Raw genomic sequence first — 20,092 nt, 5'->3', positions numbered from 1 at the left:
GCGACATCCTGGGGGATTGAGGCGTGGCAACCAAAGCAATCGACGGCTCGGGCACGAGGTGCCGGATGCCGGTGCACATGGGATCCGGGTCCTGATGGGCACCCGGATATCGACGGACATTCCCGGTCGTTTCTCGGGAATGGGGCCCTTTCTCCTCGTCTGGTCCGGTCAGGCGGTCTCGCTCGCGGGCAGCGCGGCAGTCCGGTTCGCCTTCATCGTGGAAGTGTGGTCGTCCGGCGGGAACGCGACGGCCGTCACCGCCCTCTCGCTCTGCGCCATGCTGCCCCAGGCCGTGTTCAGTCCGATTGCGGGTGCAATCGTCGACCGCATAACCAAGCGTGCCGCCCTCCAGATAGCCGACGCCGGCGGACTCCTCGTCGTGGGCACCCTGGCCCTGCTCCACTACCTCGGCGCGTTCCAGGCCTGGCAGGTCTATCCGGCCGCCGTACTGCTCGGTGTCTGCGCCGCCTTCCAGTTCCCGGCCCTCTCCTCGGCCGTTCCGCTCCTGGTGCGCAAGGACCAGCTGGACCGCACCAACGGCCTGTTGGCCGGTGCGAAGAGCGCCGCCGGGATCGGCGGCCCCGCACTGGGCGGTCTGCTCGTCGCGCTCTTCGGGATCGGCCCGACACTCCTGGTCGACCTGGCGAGCTACGCGTTCGCCCTCGTCGGCATCAGGATCGTCCGCTTCAACGGCGACCGGGTGGCGAAGAAGGACCCCGACGCGCCGCGCCGCCGGATCACCGCCGATGCCGTCGAGGGGCTGCGCTACCTCTTCCGGGTGCCCAGTCTGCGCGATCTGATCATCAACTTCTGCGTGGTCAACCTGGTCATGGTCTTCGGCTTCGCCCTCATCTCGCCGATGGTGCTGCTCCGGGCGGGCAACGGCGCGCTCGCCGCGGTCAACACCTCGGTCGGCGTCGGCGGCGTGGCCGGCGCCCTGCTCATGGCGGCCTGGGGCGGTCCCGCGAACCGGGGCCGGGGCATGATGCTCGGCGTGGTCGGCATGTGCCTGTCCGGCCTGGTGGTGATGGGTCTGGTGACCGGTGTGGCGGGCTGGTGCCTGGCCATCCTGGTCGGCGCCCTGCTCATGACGGTGGTCAACGCCTCGATGCAGACCATCGTGCAGACCAAGGTCCCCCATGAATGGCAGGGCCGGGTCTTCGGAGCGGTGATGTTCCTCTCCCAGATCTCCGTCCCACTGGCCATGGCGGTCTCCGGGCCGCTCGCCGACCACGTCTTCGAACCACTGGCCACCCGGGGAACCGGGCTCTTCACCGTGCTCGGCCCGCTGGTCGGGCACGGCCCGGGGAGCGGCATGGCGGCCATGTTGTTCCTCGCCGGCATCGGCGGGACCGCCGTCGCCCTCTGGGGACTCGCCAGCCGCTCGATCAGGGACATCGACGACCTGCTGCCCGACCTCGACGCACCGCGGGAACCGGCCGAGCAGAGCGGACAAAGAGGAGGTGAGCGGGATGAGGTGCGTGCATGAGCTGTTCGAGGAGCAGGCCGCCCGGACGCCCGGCGCGACCGCGCTGATCCACGAAGGCGAACGGATCGACTACGCCGGACTCGACGAACGGGCGGCCCGGCTGGCGGGGCTGCTGGCCGCGCGGGGCATCCGGGCCGGCGACACCGTCGGCGTGTACCTGGAGCGTTCCACCGCCCTCGTCGTGACGGTGCTCGGCATCCTGAAGGCCGGTGCCGGTTACGTGATGCTGGACCCCGGTTTCCCCGCCGAACGGCTGCGCGCGATGGCCGAGGACGCGCGGGCGGTCGCGGTGGTCTCGGCCCGTGACACCGCGCCCGGGGCGTTCGACGTGGCGCGGGTGCACATCGAGGACGCCCACGGGGCGCGGCCGTTGCCGCGCGGCGCCGTCCCGGTCCGCCCCGACGACATCGCCTGCGTGATGTTCACCTCCGGCTCCACCGGGCGGCCCAAGGGCATCGCCTCGTCGCACCACGCGATCACGGCCACCCTCACCGGGCAGACCTTCGCGTCCTTCGGTCCCGGCTCGGTCTGGCTCCAGTGCGCGCCGCTGTCCTGGGACGCCTGCGCGATGGAGCTGTGGGGCCCGCTCATGAGCGGCGGGACCTGCGTCCTGCACCCCGGGCGGCGTCCCGAACCCTTCCTGATGGCACGGCTCGTCGCCGAGCACGGCATCACCTCCATGTATCTGTCCGCCTCCCTCTTCAACGTCGTCGTCGACGAGTACCCGCGGGTGCTGGACGGGCTGCGGGAACTCGTGGTGGGCGGCGAGGCGCTGTCCGTGCCGCACACGGCCCGCGCCCTGGAGCGCAGTCCCGGGCTGCGGCTGAGCAACGGCTACGGGCCCGTCGAGTGCATGGTCTTCCTGACCGTCCACCCGGTCTCCGCCGCCGAACTCGGCGACGGCCCCATACCCATCGGCCGTCCGCTGGCGGGCAAGCGGGTGTACGTCCTCGACGAGAACCTCTGCCCGGTGCCGGACGGCTGCACGGGTGAGCTCTACGCCGCCGGGGCGGGTGTCGCCCGCGAGTACCGGGGACGGCCCGCGCTCACCGCCGAACGCTTCGTCGCCTCCCCGACCGGCGAGCGCGTCTACCGCACCGGAGACCTCGGGCGGCGGCGTGCCGACGGCGTCCTCGAATACCTGGGCCGGGCCGACAGCCAGGTCAAGATCCGGGGCTTCCGGGTGGAGCCCGGTGAGGTCGAGAGCGTGCTGACCCGGCACCCCGGCATCGACCGGGCGGCGGTCGTCGCCCATGAGCACCCGGCGGGCGACCGCCAGCTGACCGCGTACGTCGTACCGCGCGGCGGCGACCGGCACGCCTTCCGGGAGGCGGAGCTGCGCGCCTACGCCCGGGGCATCCTGGCCGACTATCTGGTCCCGGCGGTCTTCGTGCCGCTGGACGCGCTGCCGCTGACCCTCAGCGGGAAGCTCGACCGGGCCGCCCTGCCGGAGCCCGGACCCGCGACGGCCCCCGCCCCGGCGGCGGCGAGCGGCACCGTGGCCGCGCTCTGCGCCCTCTTCTCCCAGGTGCTGCACCGGGAGAAGGTCGGCCCGGACGACGACTTCTTCTCGCTCGGCGGCCACTCCCTGCTCGCCGCCCGGCTGCTGGGCCGGATCCACACCGTGCTCGGCGCGGAGATCGACATCCGCGGCCTCTTCGAGGCGCCCACCCCGGCCCGGCTGGCCCCGCTCGTCGACACCGCTCCCCCGGCTCCGCCCACCGCTCCCGCCCCGCCCGGCGCCGCCTCCGGGACGCTCCCGGTGTCGCACGCCCAGCACCGGCTGTGGTTCCTGGACCGGATCGGGGCCGGTGCCGCGTACAACCTGCCGATGCTGGTCCGGCTGCGGGGCGCGGTCGACCCGGCCGCGCTGGACGACGCCCTGGCCCTGGTCGCCGACCGCCACGAGGTGCTCCGTACCGTCTTCGAGGAGCGTGACGGCTCCCCCGTACGACGGGTGCTGAGCGGGGCGGCCGCCCGGCCTCCCTTCCGGCATCTGCGGATCGCCGCGGAATCGCTGGACCGGGCGATCGAGCGGGAGGCCCGCCACCTCTTCGACCTGCGGGCCGAACTCCCCGTCCGGGCAACGCTGTTCACCACCGCGGAGCGGCCCGACGAGCACGCGCTCCTGGTGCTGGTCCACCACATCGCCGGGGACGGCTGGTCCCTGCGCCCGCTCTTCCGTGATCTCTCACGCGCCTACGGGGCCCGTGCGCGGGGCGCGGACACGGCCGCGCTCCCCCCGCTCGCCGTCCCGTACGCGGAGCACGCCCGTCACCAGCTCGACCGGCTCGGCTCGGCGTCCGACGCACATGCGCTGGCGGCCCGTCAGCTCACCTACTGGCACAAGGAGCTGGACGGGCTGCCGGCCGGCGGGGCGCTGCTGCCCCGCCGCGCCGGGCGCCCCGCCGCACCCGGCCCGGCCGCGCGGGTCGTGGTGCGCGGGCTGGACGCGGCCGCCCACGCCCGGGTGATCGAATCGGCCCGCTCCCGGGGCGCCACGCTCTTCATGGCCCTGCACGCCGCGCTGGCCACGGTGCTGGTGCGGGCCGGTGCGGACGAGGACCTGGCGATCGGCGCCCCGGTGGCCGGGCGCGCCGGGGACGGCAGCGTCGAGGACGTCGTCGGGTTCTTCGTCAACATGCTGGTGCTGCGCACCGACCTGTCCGGCGACCCCACCCCGGCCGAGGTGCTCGCCCGGGTCCGGGAGACGGACCTCGCCGCCTTCAGCCACCAGGACGTGCCGTTCGAGGACGTGGTCGGGGCCCTCAACCCGCCGCGCTCCCCCGGCCGTCAGCCCTTCACCGACGTGGTCCTGGCGCTCCAGAACAACGCGCGGGCCGAGGTCGCGCTGCCCGGTGCCGAGCACGGTGTCGAGATCGTCCGCACCGGCGCCGCCCGGTTCGAACTCCTGGTGGACGTCACGGACTCCACCTCGGCCTCGGGCGAACCGGACGGGCTGACGCTGACGTTCGAGTACCGCGAGGACGCGCTGGAGGCGGACTTCGTCCACTGGCTTGCCCATGCGCTCCCCGAGGCCCTGGAGGCGTTCGCGGCCGCTCCCGGCACGCCCGTGTCCCGGCTGGAGCTCACCGAGCCGCCCAGGCGGGCCGGGGAGAGCGACCGGATCGTGCCGCCCGCCCGGCAACGCCCCGCGGCCGAGCGGCCGATGACCGCCCTGGAGCGGGAGACCGCCGCGGTGTGGTGCGAGGTCCTCGGAGTGCCGAGCGCCGGTCCGGACGACGACTTCTTCGCACTCGGCGGCAACTCGCTGCGCGCGGTGCGCGCCGTGGCCCGGCTCGGTGCCGGGCGGCCGGTGACCGTGGCCCAGCTGTTCGCCGCGCCCACCGTCGCCGCCTTCGCCGCAGAGCTGGAACGGGCGGTAGCCGGGCCCGAGCCCGCCGCCGCGTCCCCCATCCCGCGCCGCCCCAGGGTGCCGCGCCGTCCGCAACCCCAGAACCAGACCGGCAGCAAGCAGGAGGAGTGGCAGTGGACCTCAGTGTGATGTTCTTCGGTGCGGACAGCACCACCGCCGGCGGGGCCCGGCACACCGAGACGTACGAGGACATCCTCGCCGTGGCCAGGACCGCCGACCGGCTCGGGTTCCACGCCGTCTGGACCCCCGAGCGCCACTTCCAGCAGGTCGGGCAGGTCTTCCCCAGTCCGCCGGTGCTGAGCGCGGCGCTCGCGGTCGCCACCGAACGGATCGGGATCCGGGCGGGCAGCGTCGTCCTTCCGCTCCACCACCCCCTGCGGGTCGCGGAGGACTGGGCCGTCGTGGACAACCTCTCGCACGGGCGGGTGGGGCTCTCCGTCGCCACCGGCTGGCACTCCAGGGACTTCACGCTGGCCCCCGGGCAGTACGCGGACCGGCGGCGGACCGCCCTGGAGACGATCCCGCGGCTGCGCTCGCTCTGGGCGGGCGAGTCCGCCGAGTACCCCGACGGCACGGGCACCCCGGTCCCGGTCACGCCGCAGCCCCGGCCCGTGCAGGACACCCTGCCGCTGTGGGTCACCACCTCCGGCAACCCGGAGACCTGGGAGGCCGCCGGACAGCTGCGCGCCGGGGTGCTCGGCGCGACCGTCGGGCAGAGCCGGGACGAGCTGGCCGACCGGATCGCCCGCTACCGCGCCGCCTGCGCCGCGGCCCCCGACCAGCGGGGCACCGACGCGCACGGCCGGGTCACGCTGATGGCGCACACCTACGTCGGCACCGACGACGCGGAGGTCCGCCGGATGGCGAGCGCCCCGCTCAAGACCTATCTCGCCTCGTACGTCCGCCAGACCGCGGCCAACCGTGCCGCGGACGCCGCGACCGCGAAGCTCACCGAGGAACAGACCGCGATGCTCGCCGACTTCGCGTTCGAGCGCTATCTCAGCTGGGGCAGCCTGCTCGGCTCCCCCGGCCACTGCGCCAAGATGCTCGCCGATCTGGCCGAGCTGGGCGTCGACGAGGTCGCCTGCTTCATCGACTTCGGCATCGGACGCGACGACGTACTGGCCGGGCTGCACCGGTTGGCCGAACTGAAAGAGAACCTGTGATGAGCGCCCCCACCGTTTCGCGCCCCGTCCCGGGTGCCGCGTCCCCCTCCATGGCCGAGCGGTTCGTCGCCCTCGGCAGGGAGCAGCGGATCCGTCTGATGCGCCGCCTGCTGGAGGCGGGGCGGTCCCGCGAGATACCCGCCGTCATACCGCCGCGCGACCCGGCCCGCCGGGTGCCGCTCAGCCCCGCCCAGCACGACCTGTGGGTGTACGACTCGCTGTATCCCGGGACCCCGGCGCTCAATCTGTGCGCCGCCTACCACTTCGAGCAGCCCGTCGACCCGGCGCACCTGGAGGGGGCGCTGACGCTGATCCGCAGTCACCACGACATCCTGCGGACCCGGATCGTGACGGACCCGTCGGGCGAGCTGCACGTCGAGTTCCACGACGAGGGGGCCTTCGGCCTGGAGCACGAGGATCTGCGGGGCACCGGCAGGACGATCGACGAGGCATTCGAGACCTTCCGCAGCCGCCCCTTCGACCTCGGCCGGGACACGCTGATCCGGGCCAGGTTCGTCCGGGTCGACGAGCGGCGTTCCACCCTGATGCTGAGCCTGCACCACACCATCAGCGACTGGTGGTCGTTCGATGTGCTGCAGAACGAGTTCGCACAGGCGTACGGCGCCCTGCGCGACGGTCTGGAGCCGCCGCTCACCCGGCCCGCCGTCCAGTACGCCGACTTCTCGGCCTGGCAGAGCGAGCTGGCGGAGTCCGGGGTGTTCGCGAGCCGGCTCGACTTCTGGCGCCGCTATCTCGCCGACCCGCCCGGTCCGCTCACCGTGCCGGGCGGCGCCGCCTCCCCCGGCGGGGACGACGGCATCGCCCAGGTCCCCTTCCACATCGACGCACGGACCACCGCGGCCGTACGGGCACTGGCCCGGGAACGCGGGGCCTCGGTCTACGTCGTCCTGATGGCCGCCTTCGCCGTCCTGGCGCACCGGGTCAGCGGCGCCGACGACCTGGTGATCGGCACCCCCATCGCCAACCGCGCGGCCAAGGGCCTCGACCGGGTCATCGGGTACGTCATGAACGCCGTGCCGACCCGCTGGCAGGTGACCCCGGACCGGTCCTTCGCGGATGTGCTCGCCGGATTCGCCGTCGACTTCCCGGATCTGATGGCCAACGCGGACGTGCCGGTGGGCCGGATCGTGTCGGCCGCCGCGCCAGAGCGCAGCGCGGGCCGGGCCCCGCTGTACCAGTGGGTGTTCATGCACCTGACGCAGCAGCCGAGCGTCTCGGTGCTGAAGGAGTTCGCGGAGCCGGAACGCATCCACACCGGCGGCGAGCACGACCTGGTCGGCGTGGTGAAGGACAGCGGCGACGGCATGGAGGGCAGCTTCGGGCTGCGCACCGATGTCTTCGACCCTCGGACGGTGGCCCGCTGGACGCAGTGCTACGTCGAGCTGCTGCGGCGGATCACCGACGACCCCACCGCGCTCATCGGGGACATCGACCTGGTGCCGTCGGCCCTGCGCGGCGAACTGCTCGCCCGCTCCGCCGGGCCCACCGCCCCCGCACCCCTCTCGCTGCCCGAGCTGGTGTCCCGGCAGGCGGCCCGCACACCGGACGCACCGGCCCTGGAGGCCCCCGGGCACACCCTGAGCTACGCCCGGCTCGACGACCGGGTGGCCCGGCTGGCGGGCCGGCTGGTGCGGCTCGGGGCGGGCCCCGGCCGGATCGTCGCCCTCGCCCTCGCGCGCGGCAGCGACTGGCCGGTGGCGGCGCTGGCCGTCCAGCGGGCGGGAGCCGCCTATCTGCCCCTCGACCCCGCCCATCCGGCGGAGCGGATCCGCCGGGTCCTTGCCGAGGCGGCGCCCGTGCTCCTGGTCACCGAGCCCGGCGCCACGCCCCCGGAGACGGATCTGCCGGTCCTGGTCCTCGACGAGGACGCCTGGGCCGGGGAGCCGCTGACGGCGGCCGGCCCGGCCCCGCACGATGCCGCCCATGTCATCCACACCTCCGGCTCCACCGGCACCCCCAAGGGCGTGGTGGTCACCCACGCGGGCGTGGCCGCGCTCACCCGGAGCATGGTGGACGGCCTCGGTCTGGACGCCGAGAGCCGGGTGCTCCAGCTCGGGCCGCCCTCCTTCGACATCTCCGTCGGCGAGCTGTGCCTGGCCTTCGGCTCGGGCGGGACCCTGGTGCTGCCGCCCGCCGGTCCGCTGGTGGGCGAGGCCCTGGGGGCGGTGCTGGCCGAGCGGTCGGTCTCCTGCGCGTTCGTCCCGCCGTCCGTGCTCGCGACCGTACCGGCCGGGCCGCTTCCGCGGCTGCGGGCCCTGGTCGTCGGCGCGGAGACCTGCCCGCCGGAGCTGGTGGCGCGCTGGGCCGTCGCGGGGCGGCGCTTCCACAACGCCTACGGGCCCACCGAGTCGACCGTCGTCTCCACCATCTCCGGACCGCTGGCCGCGGACGGAGCGGCGCCGCCCATCGGCACCCCGGTGGCGGGCACCACCGCCTACGTCCTCGACGACCGGCTCCGCCCGGTGCCCGCCGGGTCCGGTGGTGAGCTGTACCTGGCCGGTCCCGGCCTGGCCCGCGGCTATCTGGGACGTGCCGCGCTCACCGCCGAGCGCTTCGTCGCCGACCCGTACGGTCCGCCCGGCAGCCGGATGTACCGCACCGGCGACCTCGCCCACCGCGACGACGACGGCAGCACCTACTACCTCGGGCGCGGCGACGAGCAGGTGAAGCTGCGCGGGCTGCGGATCGAGCCGGGTGAGATCGCCGCCGCGCTGACGGAACACCCCGGCGTGGCACGGGCGGTGGCCGTGGTGCGGCACGACCGGGGCGGCGCCGCGCAGCTGGTCGCGTACGTGGTGCCCGCGCCGGGCGCGCAGATCGACGAGGACGCGCTGCTGCTGCACGCCTCCGGGCGGCTGCCCGCGGCGATGGTCCCGGCCGCCGTGGTGGCCCTGGACGCGCTGCCCCTGTCGTCCCACGGGAAGCTCGACCGGGCCGCGCTGCCCGCGCCCGCCGCCCGGACCTCGGACACCGTCCGGCTCCCCGGTTCGGCGCGCGAGGAGATCCTCTGCGGTCTCTTCGCCGAGCTCCTGGAACTCGAACGGGCCGGTGCCGACGACGACTTCTTCCGCCTCGGCGGCGACAGCATCATGGCGATCCAGCTCGCCGCCCGCGCGCGGGCGGCCGGTCTGGTGCTCTCCCCGCACGATGTGTTCACCGTGCGCACCCCGGCCCGGCTGGCCGTGCTGGCCCGGACGCCCGAGACCGGCACCGAGGAGCGGGAGGACACCGGGACCGGGCGGCTGCCCCTCACCCCGGTGATGCGGTGGTGGCGCGAACAGGTGGTGGACACCGCCGCGTTCACCCAGTCCATGCTGTTCCCGCTGGTCTCCGGCACCGGGCTCGCGGCGATCGAGGAGGCCGTCTCCGTGCTGGTCGCACGGCACGCCGTGCTGCGGATGCGCCTAGTGCGGGAGGACGACACCGGCTGGGAACTCCAGGTGCCCGAGGAGAGCGCGCCCGCCGGTGCGCGGGCCGTCCGGCTGGCCGTCCCGGCGGACGCCGACCTCCACTCCCGGGCGACGGAGGTGGCCCGCACGCTCACCCTCCGGCCCGAGGACGGCGAGATGGTGCGGGCGGTCTGGCTCGACCCCGGTCCCGGCCGGCCCGGCGCCCTGCTGCTGACCGTGCACCACCTGGCCGTGGACGGGTTCTCCTGGCGGGTGCTCGGCGAGGAGCTCGCCGCGGCGCTCGACCCCCGGCCCGGGGACGGGACCGCGCCCGCCCGGACCGCCTCGTTCGCCCGCTGGTCCCGGCTGCTCACCCAGGAGGCCGGGCTGCGGCTCGACGAACTGCCCTGGTGGGAAAGGCAGCTGGCGGACGACACGGCCCGCCTCGCCGCCGGTCCCGGAGCGGCCGGGCGGCGGCGGGAGACCCTGACCTTCGACCTGGACCCCGGGCTCACCCGCAGTGTGCTCGTCACCCTGCCCGCCGCCTTCAACTGCCGTCCCGACGCGGTGATGCTGACCGCGCTGACGGCGGCCGCAGTCGAGCGGCGGGGCACCGGGTCCGCGCTCCTCGTCCATCTGGAGGGCCATGGGCGCGAGAACGTCTCCGCGCGGGTGGACGTGTCCGGCACCGTCGGCTGGTTCACCACGCAGTACCCCGTGCGCCTGGACATCGGTGCCGCGTCGGTGGCGCCCGGCGGCCGGCCGGGCGAGGCCCTGAAGTGTGTGAAGGAGCAGCTGCGGGAGGTGCCCGCCGGCGGGCTCGGCTGGGGACTGCTGCGCTACCTCAACCCGGAGACGGGCCCGGCGCTGGCCGCGCTCCCGGTGCCGGACGTCCGCTTCAACTATCTGGGCCGGTTCGCCGCCGGCGACGCGGCGGGCGGGCGGCTGCTCGAACCCGGCCCGGACGCGGTGCCGCTGGCGCACACCCTGGAGGTGGACGTGCTGGCCCGCGAGGAGAACGGCGCGTCCGTACTGGAGGCGAGCTTCTCGTACCCGTCGGGGGTGCTCGGCGAGGACGAGGTGCGCGCGCTGGCCGAAGCGTGGTCCGAGGCGCTCGGGGTGCTGGCCGACCACTGCGGTCCGGATGCCGGGGCCGTCCACGCCCCGTCCGACTTCCCGCTCGTCGATCTCACCGGCGACCAGCTCGAACTGCTCGGTCAGGACATGGACTTCGACGGCCTCGACGACGGCCTCGACGGGCCGGACGACAGCGGCTCCACCGGCGGCGAAGGAGAGCGACGATGAACGCGCGCATCGCGGACGTACTGCCGCTCTCCCCGCTCCAGGAGGGCCTGCTCTTCCAGGCCGCCCGGCAGACCGGGGGCCCCGACCCCTATCTGGTGCAGGCCCGCTTCCTGACCGGCCCCTCGGTCACCGGGGAGACGGTGCGGGCCTCGGTCACCGCGCTGCTGGAGCGGCATCCCAATCTGCGCGCCTGCTTCCGGCACGAGGGACTGGACCGGCCGGTCCAGGTGGTGCCGAAGGCGGTCCGGGTGCCATGGACCGAGGTGGACCTGACGGGTCTCGCCCCGGACGCGGTGGCGGCGCGCGTCGACGAGGTGCTGCGCGAGGACGCGGCGCTCCGCTTCGACGTGGCCCGTCCGCCCCTGATCCGTGCCACGTTCCTGCGGCACGACACCGGGGCCGAGCTGGTCGTGTCCTTCCACCACATCGTGCTGGACGGCTGGTCGCTGCCGGTCGTCGAGCGGGACCTGGCCGCCCTCGTGGCGGGCCGGCCGCTGCCGCCCGCCGCTCCCTACCGGGACTATCTGGTGTGGCTGGGCGGCCAGGACCGGCACAAGGCCGAGGCCGCCTGGGCCGAGTCCCTGGCGGGCCTGGAGCGCCCCGCGCTGCTGGCCCCCACCGGCCCCGACGCGGCGCCGGACCGTTCCCGGCTGTGGCTGACGAACAGCCTCACCGAGCTGCTCGTCCGGCGGGCCGCCGAGGCGGGCGTCACCCTCAACACCCTGGTGCAGGTCTCCTGGGCCCTGGTGCTGGCCAGGCTGACGGGCTCCCGCGACGTGGTCTTCGGCGCGGTCGTCTCGGGGCGCCCGCACGATCTGCCGGGCGTCGAGTCGATGGTGGGCCTGTTCATCAACACCCTGCCGGTGCGGGTACGGCTGCGGGACGACGAGCGGGTGGAGGAGCTGCTCCAACGGATCCAGGACGAGCAGTCCCGGCTGCTGGAACACCACCACGCCCGCGCCGCCGAGGTGCAGCGCGCCGTGGGGGCCGGTGAACTCTTCGACTCGATCCTCGCGTTCGAGAACTTCCCGAGGGGGGCCGGGAGCGACGACGGCCCCGCCGCCGTCCGCCTGGCGAAGGTGGCCGACGCGACGCACTACCCGGTCACGATCGCGGCGGTCGCCGAGGACCGGCTGCTGCTGTCGGTGAGCTGCCGCCGGGGGATCTCCGCCGCCGCGATCACCGAGCGCCTGGCACATGTCCTGGAGCTGCTGGCCCGGTCGCCCCGGACGCCGGTGGCGGAGATCGACGCACTGCCCCCGGCGGAGCGGGAGCGGCTGCTGGCCCTGGCCGCCGGCCCGTCCCGGCCGGTGGTGGAACCCGCCACCCTCACGGGCCGGTTCGCCGCCCAGGCCGCCCGTACCCCGGACGCCCCGGCGCTCGACACGGACGGCGAGACCCTCAGCTACGCCGGGCTCGACGCCGCGTCGGACCGGCTGGCGGGCCGCCTCGTGCACGCCGGGGTGGCACCGGGGCACACCGTGGCCCTGCTGCTGCCCCGCTCGGCCTCCGTGGTCGTGGCCCAGCTCGCGGTCCTCAAGGCGGGCGCCTGCTGGCTCCCCCTCGACCCGGGGCACCCGGCGGAGCGGCTGGCCCGGCTGGTGTCGGCGGCGGCGCCCGCCCTCGTCCTCACCGACCGGCCGGACTCCGCCGCCGCCCTGCTGCCCGAGGGCACGGCGGTGCTGGACATCGCCGGGGCGTCCGGGTCCACCCCCTTCGAGGGCGTACCGGCCCATCCCCACTCCGCCGCCTGCGTGATCTACACCTCCGGTTCCACGGGCGAGCCCAAGGGGGTGGTGGTCCCGCAGCGGGCGATCGCCGAGCTCGCCGCCGACGGCCGGTTCGCGGGCGGTGCCCACCAACGGGTGCTGCTGCACAACCCGTACACCTTCGACGCCTCGACCTACGAGGTGTGGGTCCCGCTCCTGAGCGGCGGGACCGTGGTGGTCTCCCCCGCGGAGGCGGTCACCCCCGATCTGCTCGGGCGGATGGTCGCCGAGCGGGGGGTCACCGCGCTGATGCTCACGCCCGAACTGCTGCGCACCGTCGCGGAGATCGCGCCCGCCGCGTTCGCCGGGCTGCGCGAGGTGTGGTCCGGCGGCGACGTCCTCGCGCCCGACACGGTCCGCCGGATCCGGGAGCACTGCCCGGACGCCGTGGTCGTCAACGGCTACGGCCCCACCGAGACCACGGTGTTCGCCGCCGCGCACACCGCCGGGGAGCGGGCCGGGCACTCGGGCGCCGTCCCGGTCGGACGCCCCCTGGACAACACCCGCGCCCACGTCCTGGACGAACTGCTGCGCCCCGTCCCGGCGGGCGCCACCGGGGAGCTGTACCTCGCGGGCACCGGGCTCGCCCAGGGCTACCTGGGGCGGCCGGTGTCCACCGCGGAGCGGTTCGTCGCCGAGCCGTACGGACCGCCGGGCAGCCGTATGTACCGCACCGGGGACCTGGCCCGCTGGACGCCGGACGGCGTCCTGGAGTTCGCGGGCCGGGCCGACGACCAGGTCAAGGTGCGCGGCTTCCGGGTGGAGCCCGCCGAGGTCGAGGCCACGCTGGCGGGCTGCCCCGGCGTGGCGCGGGCCGTGGTCGCCGCCCGGCCGGACGCGGCGGGCGGAAAACTGCTGGCCGCCTGGCTGGTGCCGGCGGAGCGGGAGGACGGGGACGAGCGGTGGCACCGGACCCTCGCCGCGGTGCGGGCCCATGCCGCCGAGCACCTGCCCGCGCATCTGGTGCCGTCCCTGTGGGCCCGCATCGACGAGGTGCCGCTCACCCGCCATGGGAAGGCCGACCGGGCGGCGCTGCCCGACCCCGTGCCCCAGGGGGAAGCGGCGGCCCCGCGCACACCGCGCACCCCGCGCGAACGGGAACTGTGCGCCCTGTTCGGGACCGTGCTCGGGGTGCCCGCGGTCGGTCCGGACACCGACTTCTTCCTGGCGGGCGGCCATTCGCTGACCGCGCTGCGCCTGAAGTCGAAGATCGAGGCGGTCCTCGGCGTACGGATCCCGGTCTCGGCCCTGTTCGACGCGCCGACCCCGGCCGCGCTCGCCGCCCGGCTCGACGCCCCGGCGCCCCCGGGGACCGCTTCCCGGACGCCGCTGCGCGCCGCGCGCGACCGCGCCCCGGCCACGACGGCACCGGACCAGCCGCACCACAACAGCCTGGAGCCGGTGCTCACCCTGCGGACCGGCGGCGACCGCACCCCGCTCATCTGCGTGCACCCCGGACTGGGGCTCAGCTGGTCGTATGTGAACCTGCTGCCGCATCTGGACCCGGGCCGCCCGGTGCACACCCTGCAGAGCCCCGCCCTGCTGACCGGTGTCGGCACGCTCCCGGGCACGATGGGCGAGCTGGCCGATCTGTATCTGCCCCATGTGCGCGCGGTCCAGCCGAAGGGGCCGTATCTGCTGGTCGGCCGGTCCTTCGGCGGTCCGCTCGCCTACGAACTGGCGGTGCGGCTGCGCCGGGCCGGCGAGGAGGTCCGGCTGCTCGCCGTGGTCGACGCCATGCCGATGCCGGACCGGTTCAGGCGCACCCCGCCGGACCCGGCCGCCGTCGAGGACGAGATGCTGCGCATCCTGCTCCACTCCCACGCCCCCGGACTCCCCCTGCCGACCGGCCCGTTGAAGCGGTCCGCGGTGTTCTCCGCGGCCCGCGGGGGAGCCTTCGACGGCCTCTCCCCCGCCCAGCTGCACACCCTGGTCGACGTCGGAACACACCACACCGCGCTGGCCCGCGAGTGGCTGCCGTCCGGCTACGGGGGCAGGGTGACGCTCTTCTCCGCGACGCGCGACGACTGGCCGGGCACGGCCGAGAAGACCGAGGCCTGGCAGCGCGTGGCCGCCGCGCTCGACGTGCACGAACTGGACTGCGGTCACAGCGACGTACTCACTCCGGGCCCGGCGGCCGAGATCGCCGCGGTCCTCGAAACCGCCCTCCGAGGGGACTGAAACCCATGACCGTCGACGCCGTCGATCTCATCGACCTCTACGCCGCGGAGGGCGGTGGGGGCGAGGAGTACGAGTTCCCCGCCTCCGACGCCCAGAGCCGCCTGCTGGTCCTCGACCAGCTGAATCCGGGCTCCCCCCAGTACAACGTCCCGGTTGCCTTCGCGGTGCACGGGCCCTTCGACACCGCCGCGTTCGGCCGGGCGCTGGACGCGCTCGTCGACCGCCACGAGGCGCTGCGGACCGTCTTCCGGACCGCGGAGGACGGCACCCCGGCGCAGCGGGTCTCGGCCGTCGGGCGGGTGCCGCTCACCGTCCACCGCGACGTGCCCGCCGACGAGGCGGAGGCCCTGCTGCTCGCCGAGGCCGCCCGCCCGTTCGACACCTCGGCGGGGCCGCTGCTGCGCTGCACCGTGTACGCGGTCGACGACGGCAGCCACCGGGTGCTCCTGGTCGCCCACCACCTGGTCTGCGACGGCTGGTCGCTCGGCCTCATCCTGGAGGAGCTGTCCGAGGGGTACCGGAACACCTCCCGGGGCCTGCCCCACCGCCCGGCCGAACTCCCGCTCCAGTTCCCCGACTACGCGGCCTGGCAGCGCGAGTGCGCGGCGGACGGCGCGTTCGAGGCGTCCGTAAAGCACTGGGTCGACCGGCTGCGCGGCGCGCCCGCCACGATGGAACTGCCGCTGGACCGTCCGCGCCCGGCCGTCCGCACGGCCGCGGGGGGCACCGAGCGCTTCGTGTTCGGCGCCGAGGTCAGGGAGCGGCTGGCCGAAGTGGCCGCCGCCTCGGGCGCCACCCCGTTCATGACGATGTTCGCGGCGTACGCGGCGTTCCTCTCCCGGCTCTCGGGCGGCGAGGACCTGGTCATCGGCTACCCGGCGTCCGGGCGCGAGCGGCCGGAACTCCAGCAGATGGTCGGGATGCTGACCAACACCCTGGCGATGCGCGTGGACGTGTCCGGCGACCCCTCGCTGGACGAGCTCACCCGCCGTGTGCGGGCCTCGATGCTGGCGGCGCACCCCTATCAGGACGCGCCGTTCGAGGCGGTCGTGGACACCCTCGCCCCGGTCCGCGAGACCAGCCACGACCCGGTGGTGCAGGTGGCACTCAGCTACGACGACGAGCCGGCCCCGGAGCTGCGGCCGGCCGGCGCGACGGCCGAACGGCTCCCGCTGGACCTGGACACCGCGAAGTTCGACTTCCATCTGTTCATGGAGCGGTGGGGCGCCGGGCTGGCCGCGCAGTTCATCTACCGCAGCGACCTGTTCGACGCGGCCACGGTCCGGCGCTGGACGGAGAACTTCCGCACCCTGCTGGCCGGGCTCCTCGCGGACCCGTCCGCGCCGCTGTCCCGGGTGGAGCTGGTCGGTGCCGAGGAGCGCCGCCGGATCATCGCCGGTGCCGACCGCCTCGCGGAGGCCGCGCCGCTGGACCGGCTGGTGCCCGATCTGATCGCCGACCGGGCCGCCGAACGCCCCGATGCCACCGCTCTGGTCTGCGGCGGCCTCCGGCTGAGCTACGCCGAACTGCTCGCCCGCGCCGACGCGCTGGCCGCCCGGCTGCGCGCCGCCGGGGTGCGGCCGGGCTTCCGGGTCGGTCTGCTGCTGCCCCGCTCGGCCGAGCAGGGCATCGCCGCCCTCGCCGTCCTGCGGGCGGGCGGCGCGTACGTACCGCTGGACCAGGCCCACCCCGAGGCGCGGCTCCGCCACATGGTGGAGAGTTCGGGCACCGGCCTCCTGCTGACCTCCCGGGAGACCGCTGCGAAGGCGGACGGTCTGGAGGTGCCGTGCATCCGGGTCGACCGCCCGGCCGTCACCGACCCCGTCGCACCGGGCCCCGCCGCGCCCGGTGCCGTGCCGGGCCCCGGGGACCTCGCCTACGTCCTGTTCACCTCGGGCTCCACCGGCGTCCCCAAGGGCGTCGCGATCGAGCACCGGGCCCTGCTCAACCTCACCCGGGCGGTCCGGCACTCCTTCCCGGTCGACGCCGACGACCGGGTGCTGCAATTCGTCTCGTTCGGCTTCGACGTCGCCGTCTCCGACCTCTTCTTCCCCTGGGTGGCCGGAGCGGAGCTGCACGTACCGGCCGAGGACGAGCGGATCGGCGAGGCGCTGCTGGAACGGCTGCGGGACTCCCGCATCACCTATGTCTTCCTGCCGCCGTCCGCCGCGATGCTGCTGCCCGACCTGAAGGGACAACTGCCCGAGCTGCGCACCGTCGCGGTCGGCGGCGAGGCCTGCCCCGCCGAACTCGTGGAGCGGCTCGCCGCGCCCGGCCGCCGGATCGTGAACGCGTACGGCCCCAGCGAGGTGACCGTCTACGCGACCACCGGCGAACTCTCCCCCGGTGAGCCCGTGGTACTCGGCGGCGCCGTGCCCGGGGCCCGGGTGTACGTCCTCGACGAACGGCTGCGGCCGGTCCCCGCGGGGGTCGGCGGCGAGATCTACGTGGCCGGTGCCTCGCTGGGGCGCGGGTACATCGGGCGGCCCGGTCAGACCGCCGAACGGTTCGTCGCCGACCCGCACGGCGCGCCGGGCACCCGGATGTACCGCACCGGCGACCTCGGCCGGATCGACGCACACGGTCTCATCCACTACCTCGGGCGCTCCGACCTCCAGGTCAAGCTGCGCGGCGTGCGTGTCGAACTGGGGGAGATCGAGACCCTGCTGGCGGGTGCGCCGGGGGTCGCCCTGGCCGCGGCCACCGTCCGTGGCACGGGCACCGCGCAGCGGCTGGTGGCGTATGTCGTGGGCCGGGACGGGGCGGCGCCGCCGGACGCGGAGCTGCGCGCCCATCTGGCCCGGCGGCTGCCCGGGTCCATGGTGCCCGAGGTGTTCGTGCGCCTGGACGAGATGCCGCTCAGCAGCAACGGCAAGATCGACCGGGCCCGGCTCCCGGAACCCGCGACCGTGCGGTGCCGGCCGGACGGCTCGACCACCGTCGCGGGCACCGCGACCGAGCAGCTGGTGGCCGGTCTGTGGGCCCGTGTGCTCCATCTCGAACTCGTCGCCGTCACGGACCACTTCTTCGACCTGGGCGGCAATTCGATCCGGCTGCTGAGCGTCCTGTCGGCCCTGCGCGAGCTGGGTACGTACGGCGAACTCAGCCTGGTCGACCTGTTCCGCCACCCCACCGTCAGCTCCCTCGCCGCCTTCCTCGACAAGGCGGCCGCCGGGACCGACGCCGGGTCCCCCGCTCCCGCCGACACGGCCGCCGCGCGCGGCGGTGACCGGCACGCCCGACGCACTGCCGCAGCCCGACGACTCAGCTACCGGAAAGGCTCCACACGATGACCGAGAACGCAAGCGCCGCCGAGCCCCTCGCAGCCGACTCCGCGATCGCGGTCGTCGGAATGAGCGGCCGCTTCCCCGGCGCCCCCGACCTGGACACCTACTGGGCGAATCTGCTCGGCGGGCTCTGCTCGGTGACCGACTTCACCGAGGAGGAACTGATCGCGGACGGCGCCGACCCGCAGGAGGTGCGCGGGCGCGACTACGTACCGTCCAAGGGCCGTCTCGCGGACGCGGACCGCTTCGACGCCGAGTTGTTCGGCTTCAACCGCACCGAGGCCGCGGCGCTCGACCCCCAGCACCGGCTGCTGCTCCAGACGGCCTGGGCCGCGCTGGAGGACGCGGGCCGCAGCCCGCTCGGCGGGACGGCGCGTACCGGCGTGTACGTCGGCGGCGGGCCGACCGAGCACATGCTGGCCGCGCAGACCGATCCGGGGCTCGCCGCGTCCATCGGGGCGCTCCAGGTGCGCATCCTCACCGACCGTGAGTTCCTCGCCCCGTGGGTCTCCTACCGGCTGGGGCTGGAGGGCCCGAGCCTGACGGTGCAGACGGCGTGCTCCACCTCGCTGACGGCGGTGCACCTCGCGGTGCAGTCGCTGCTGCTCGGCGAGTGCGACACGGCGCTGGCCGGGGGCGTGGCCGTGGACGCGGTGCACAAGCGGGGGTACGTCCATCAGCAGGGCGGCATCTACGCGCCGGACGGCCGCTGCCGCCCGTTCGACGAGCGGGCCGGCGGCACCGTGCCCGGCAACGGGGTGGGCGTGGTCGTGCTGCGCAGGCTGTCCGACGCGCTCGCCGACAACGACCCGGTCCGGGCGGTCATCCGGGGCAGCGCCGTCACCAACGACGGTGCCACCAAGGTCGGGTTCACCGCGCCCGGCGTGGACCAGCAGACCGCCGCGATCGTGGAGGCGTGGGCCGCGGCGGGCCTCGATCCGGCCGACGCCCAGTACCTGGAGGCGCACGGCACGGCCACCGCGCTCGGGGACCGGATCGAGGCGGCCGCGGCGAGCGCGGCGTTCAAGGGAGCGCTCGGCACCGGCCGGATCGGGATCGGCTCGGTGAAGTCGAACATCGGTCACCTGGACGCGGCGGCGGGCGTGGCCGCGCTGATCAAGTCGGTGCTGATGCTGGAACACGCGACGCTGGTCCCGAACGCCGACGCCGGCCGCCCGCACCCCGAACTGGGCTTCGACGACTCCCCGTTCCACCTGGTGCGGGAGGCGACCGCCTGGCCGGAGCCCGGGTTCGGTCCCCGGCGCTCCGGGGTGAGCTCGGTCGGTATCGGCGGCACGAATGTGCACGTGGTCCTGGAGGAGGCGCCGGCGCGCGCCGCCGCCGGGGAGCCGGACGCGCAGGGCGCGCCGGAGATCCTGCTGCTGTCCGCCCGCACCCGGGAGGACCTCGGCGCGCTGGCCGGCCGGCTGGCGGGCGCGCTGCGGGCGCCGGGCGCCCCGTCCCTCACGGACACCGCGTACACGCTCTCCGTGGGCCGTGCCCCGCTGGCCGTGCGCGGTTATGTACGGGCCGGGGACCGGGCGCAGGCGGCGCGGCTGCTCGACGAGCTGGCCTCGGGCGGCGGTCCGGGCCTGGGCGGGCCCGATCCGCTCGGCGCGGCCTGGCTGGCGGGCGAGCCGGTGGCACGTGAGGGCGGCGGGCGCCGGGTCGCGCTGCCGTCCTACCCCTTCGCGGGCGAGAGCCATGGCGCGTACCGCCTGGTCCCGCCGGCGGCGGTGGCGCCCGGCGGTACGGAACCGGCCCGGGGCGAGGGCCCCGCGGACCGGGAGCAGGGTGTTCGCGCGTTGCTCGCCGAGGCCCTGGGGCTGGCGGACACGGACGACCCGGAGATGACGTACTTCGCGGCGGGCGGGGACTCGCTGACCGCCGTGCACCTGGTCGGCTGCCTCCGGGACGACTTCGACCTCGACGTCCCCATCACGCTTTTCCTGGAGCAGCTGACGCTGCACGAGATGGCCCGCCGGATCGTCGCGACCGGGGAGGGCGACGAGTCCCTCGACGCCCTGCTCGCGGAGTTCGAGTCGGAGTGAGCACGGGCACCGCACAGGGCTCGGGCCCCGACCCGGAAGGGGGTCGGGGCCCGAGCCC

At 75.1% G+C, this 20,092-nt stretch carries 7 protein-coding genes; all 7 read left to right on the top strand.

What is annotated here, in order from left to right; all coding sequences use genetic code 11:
- Positions 1–139: 139 nt before the first annotated feature.
- From ACFVFH_RS32540 to ACFVFH_RS32510, 7 genes are read left to right on the top strand one after another with little or no spacing between them, the layout of a single operon-like run.
- Positions 140–1,489 carry an MFS transporter gene (locus tag ACFVFH_RS32540; RefSeq protein WP_383775504.1) on the top strand — a complete coding sequence of 450 codons (1,350 nt, stop codon included), beginning with the start codon at positions 140–142 and terminating at the stop codon, positions 1,487–1,489.
- On the top strand, positions 1,473–4,994 hold the full coding sequence (locus ACFVFH_RS32535) for an amino acid adenylation domain-containing protein (RefSeq protein ID WP_383775501.1): 3,522 nt from the start codon (positions 1,473–1,475) through the stop codon (positions 4,992–4,994). The genes ACFVFH_RS32540 and ACFVFH_RS32535 overlap by 17 nt, the downstream gene beginning before the upstream one ends.
- On the top strand, positions 4,979–6,031 hold the full coding sequence (locus ACFVFH_RS32530) for a MupA/Atu3671 family FMN-dependent luciferase-like monooxygenase (RefSeq protein WP_383775498.1): 1,053 nt from the start codon (positions 4,979–4,981) through the stop codon (positions 6,029–6,031). Before ACFVFH_RS32535 ends, ACFVFH_RS32530 begins: the two co-directional genes overlap by 16 nt.
- Positions 6,031–10,746 carry an amino acid adenylation domain-containing protein gene (locus ACFVFH_RS32525; RefSeq protein WP_383775494.1) on the top strand — a complete coding sequence of 1,572 codons (4,716 nt, stop codon included), beginning with the start codon at positions 6,031–6,033 and terminating at the stop codon, positions 10,744–10,746. Before ACFVFH_RS32530 ends, ACFVFH_RS32525 begins: the two co-directional genes overlap by 1 nt.
- Positions 10,743–14,696, top strand: coding sequence for an amino acid adenylation domain-containing protein (locus ACFVFH_RS32520; RefSeq protein ID WP_383775491.1), 3,954 nt, complete (start codon positions 10,743–10,745; stop codon positions 14,694–14,696). The genes ACFVFH_RS32525 and ACFVFH_RS32520 overlap by 4 nt, the downstream gene beginning before the upstream one ends.
- Positions 14,697–14,701: 5 nt before the next feature.
- Positions 14,702–17,989, top strand: coding sequence for an amino acid adenylation domain-containing protein (locus tag ACFVFH_RS32515; RefSeq protein ID WP_383775488.1), 3,288 nt, complete (start codon positions 14,702–14,704; stop codon positions 17,987–17,989).
- Positions 17,986–20,034, top strand: coding sequence for a beta-ketoacyl synthase N-terminal-like domain-containing protein (locus ACFVFH_RS32510; protein ID WP_383775485.1), 2,049 nt, complete (start codon positions 17,986–17,988; stop codon positions 20,032–20,034). Before ACFVFH_RS32515 ends, ACFVFH_RS32510 begins: the two co-directional genes overlap by 4 nt.
- The last annotated feature ends 58 nt before the right edge of the window (positions 20,035–20,092 follow it).

This window comes from Streptomyces sp. NPDC057697 (assembly GCF_042799335.1).
In the GTDB taxonomy this organism is placed as follows: Bacteria; Actinomycetota; Actinomycetes; order Streptomycetales; family Streptomycetaceae; genus Streptomyces.
Note: the sequence above shows the minus strand (reverse complement) of the source record. Positions and strands in the feature narration are given on the sequence as shown.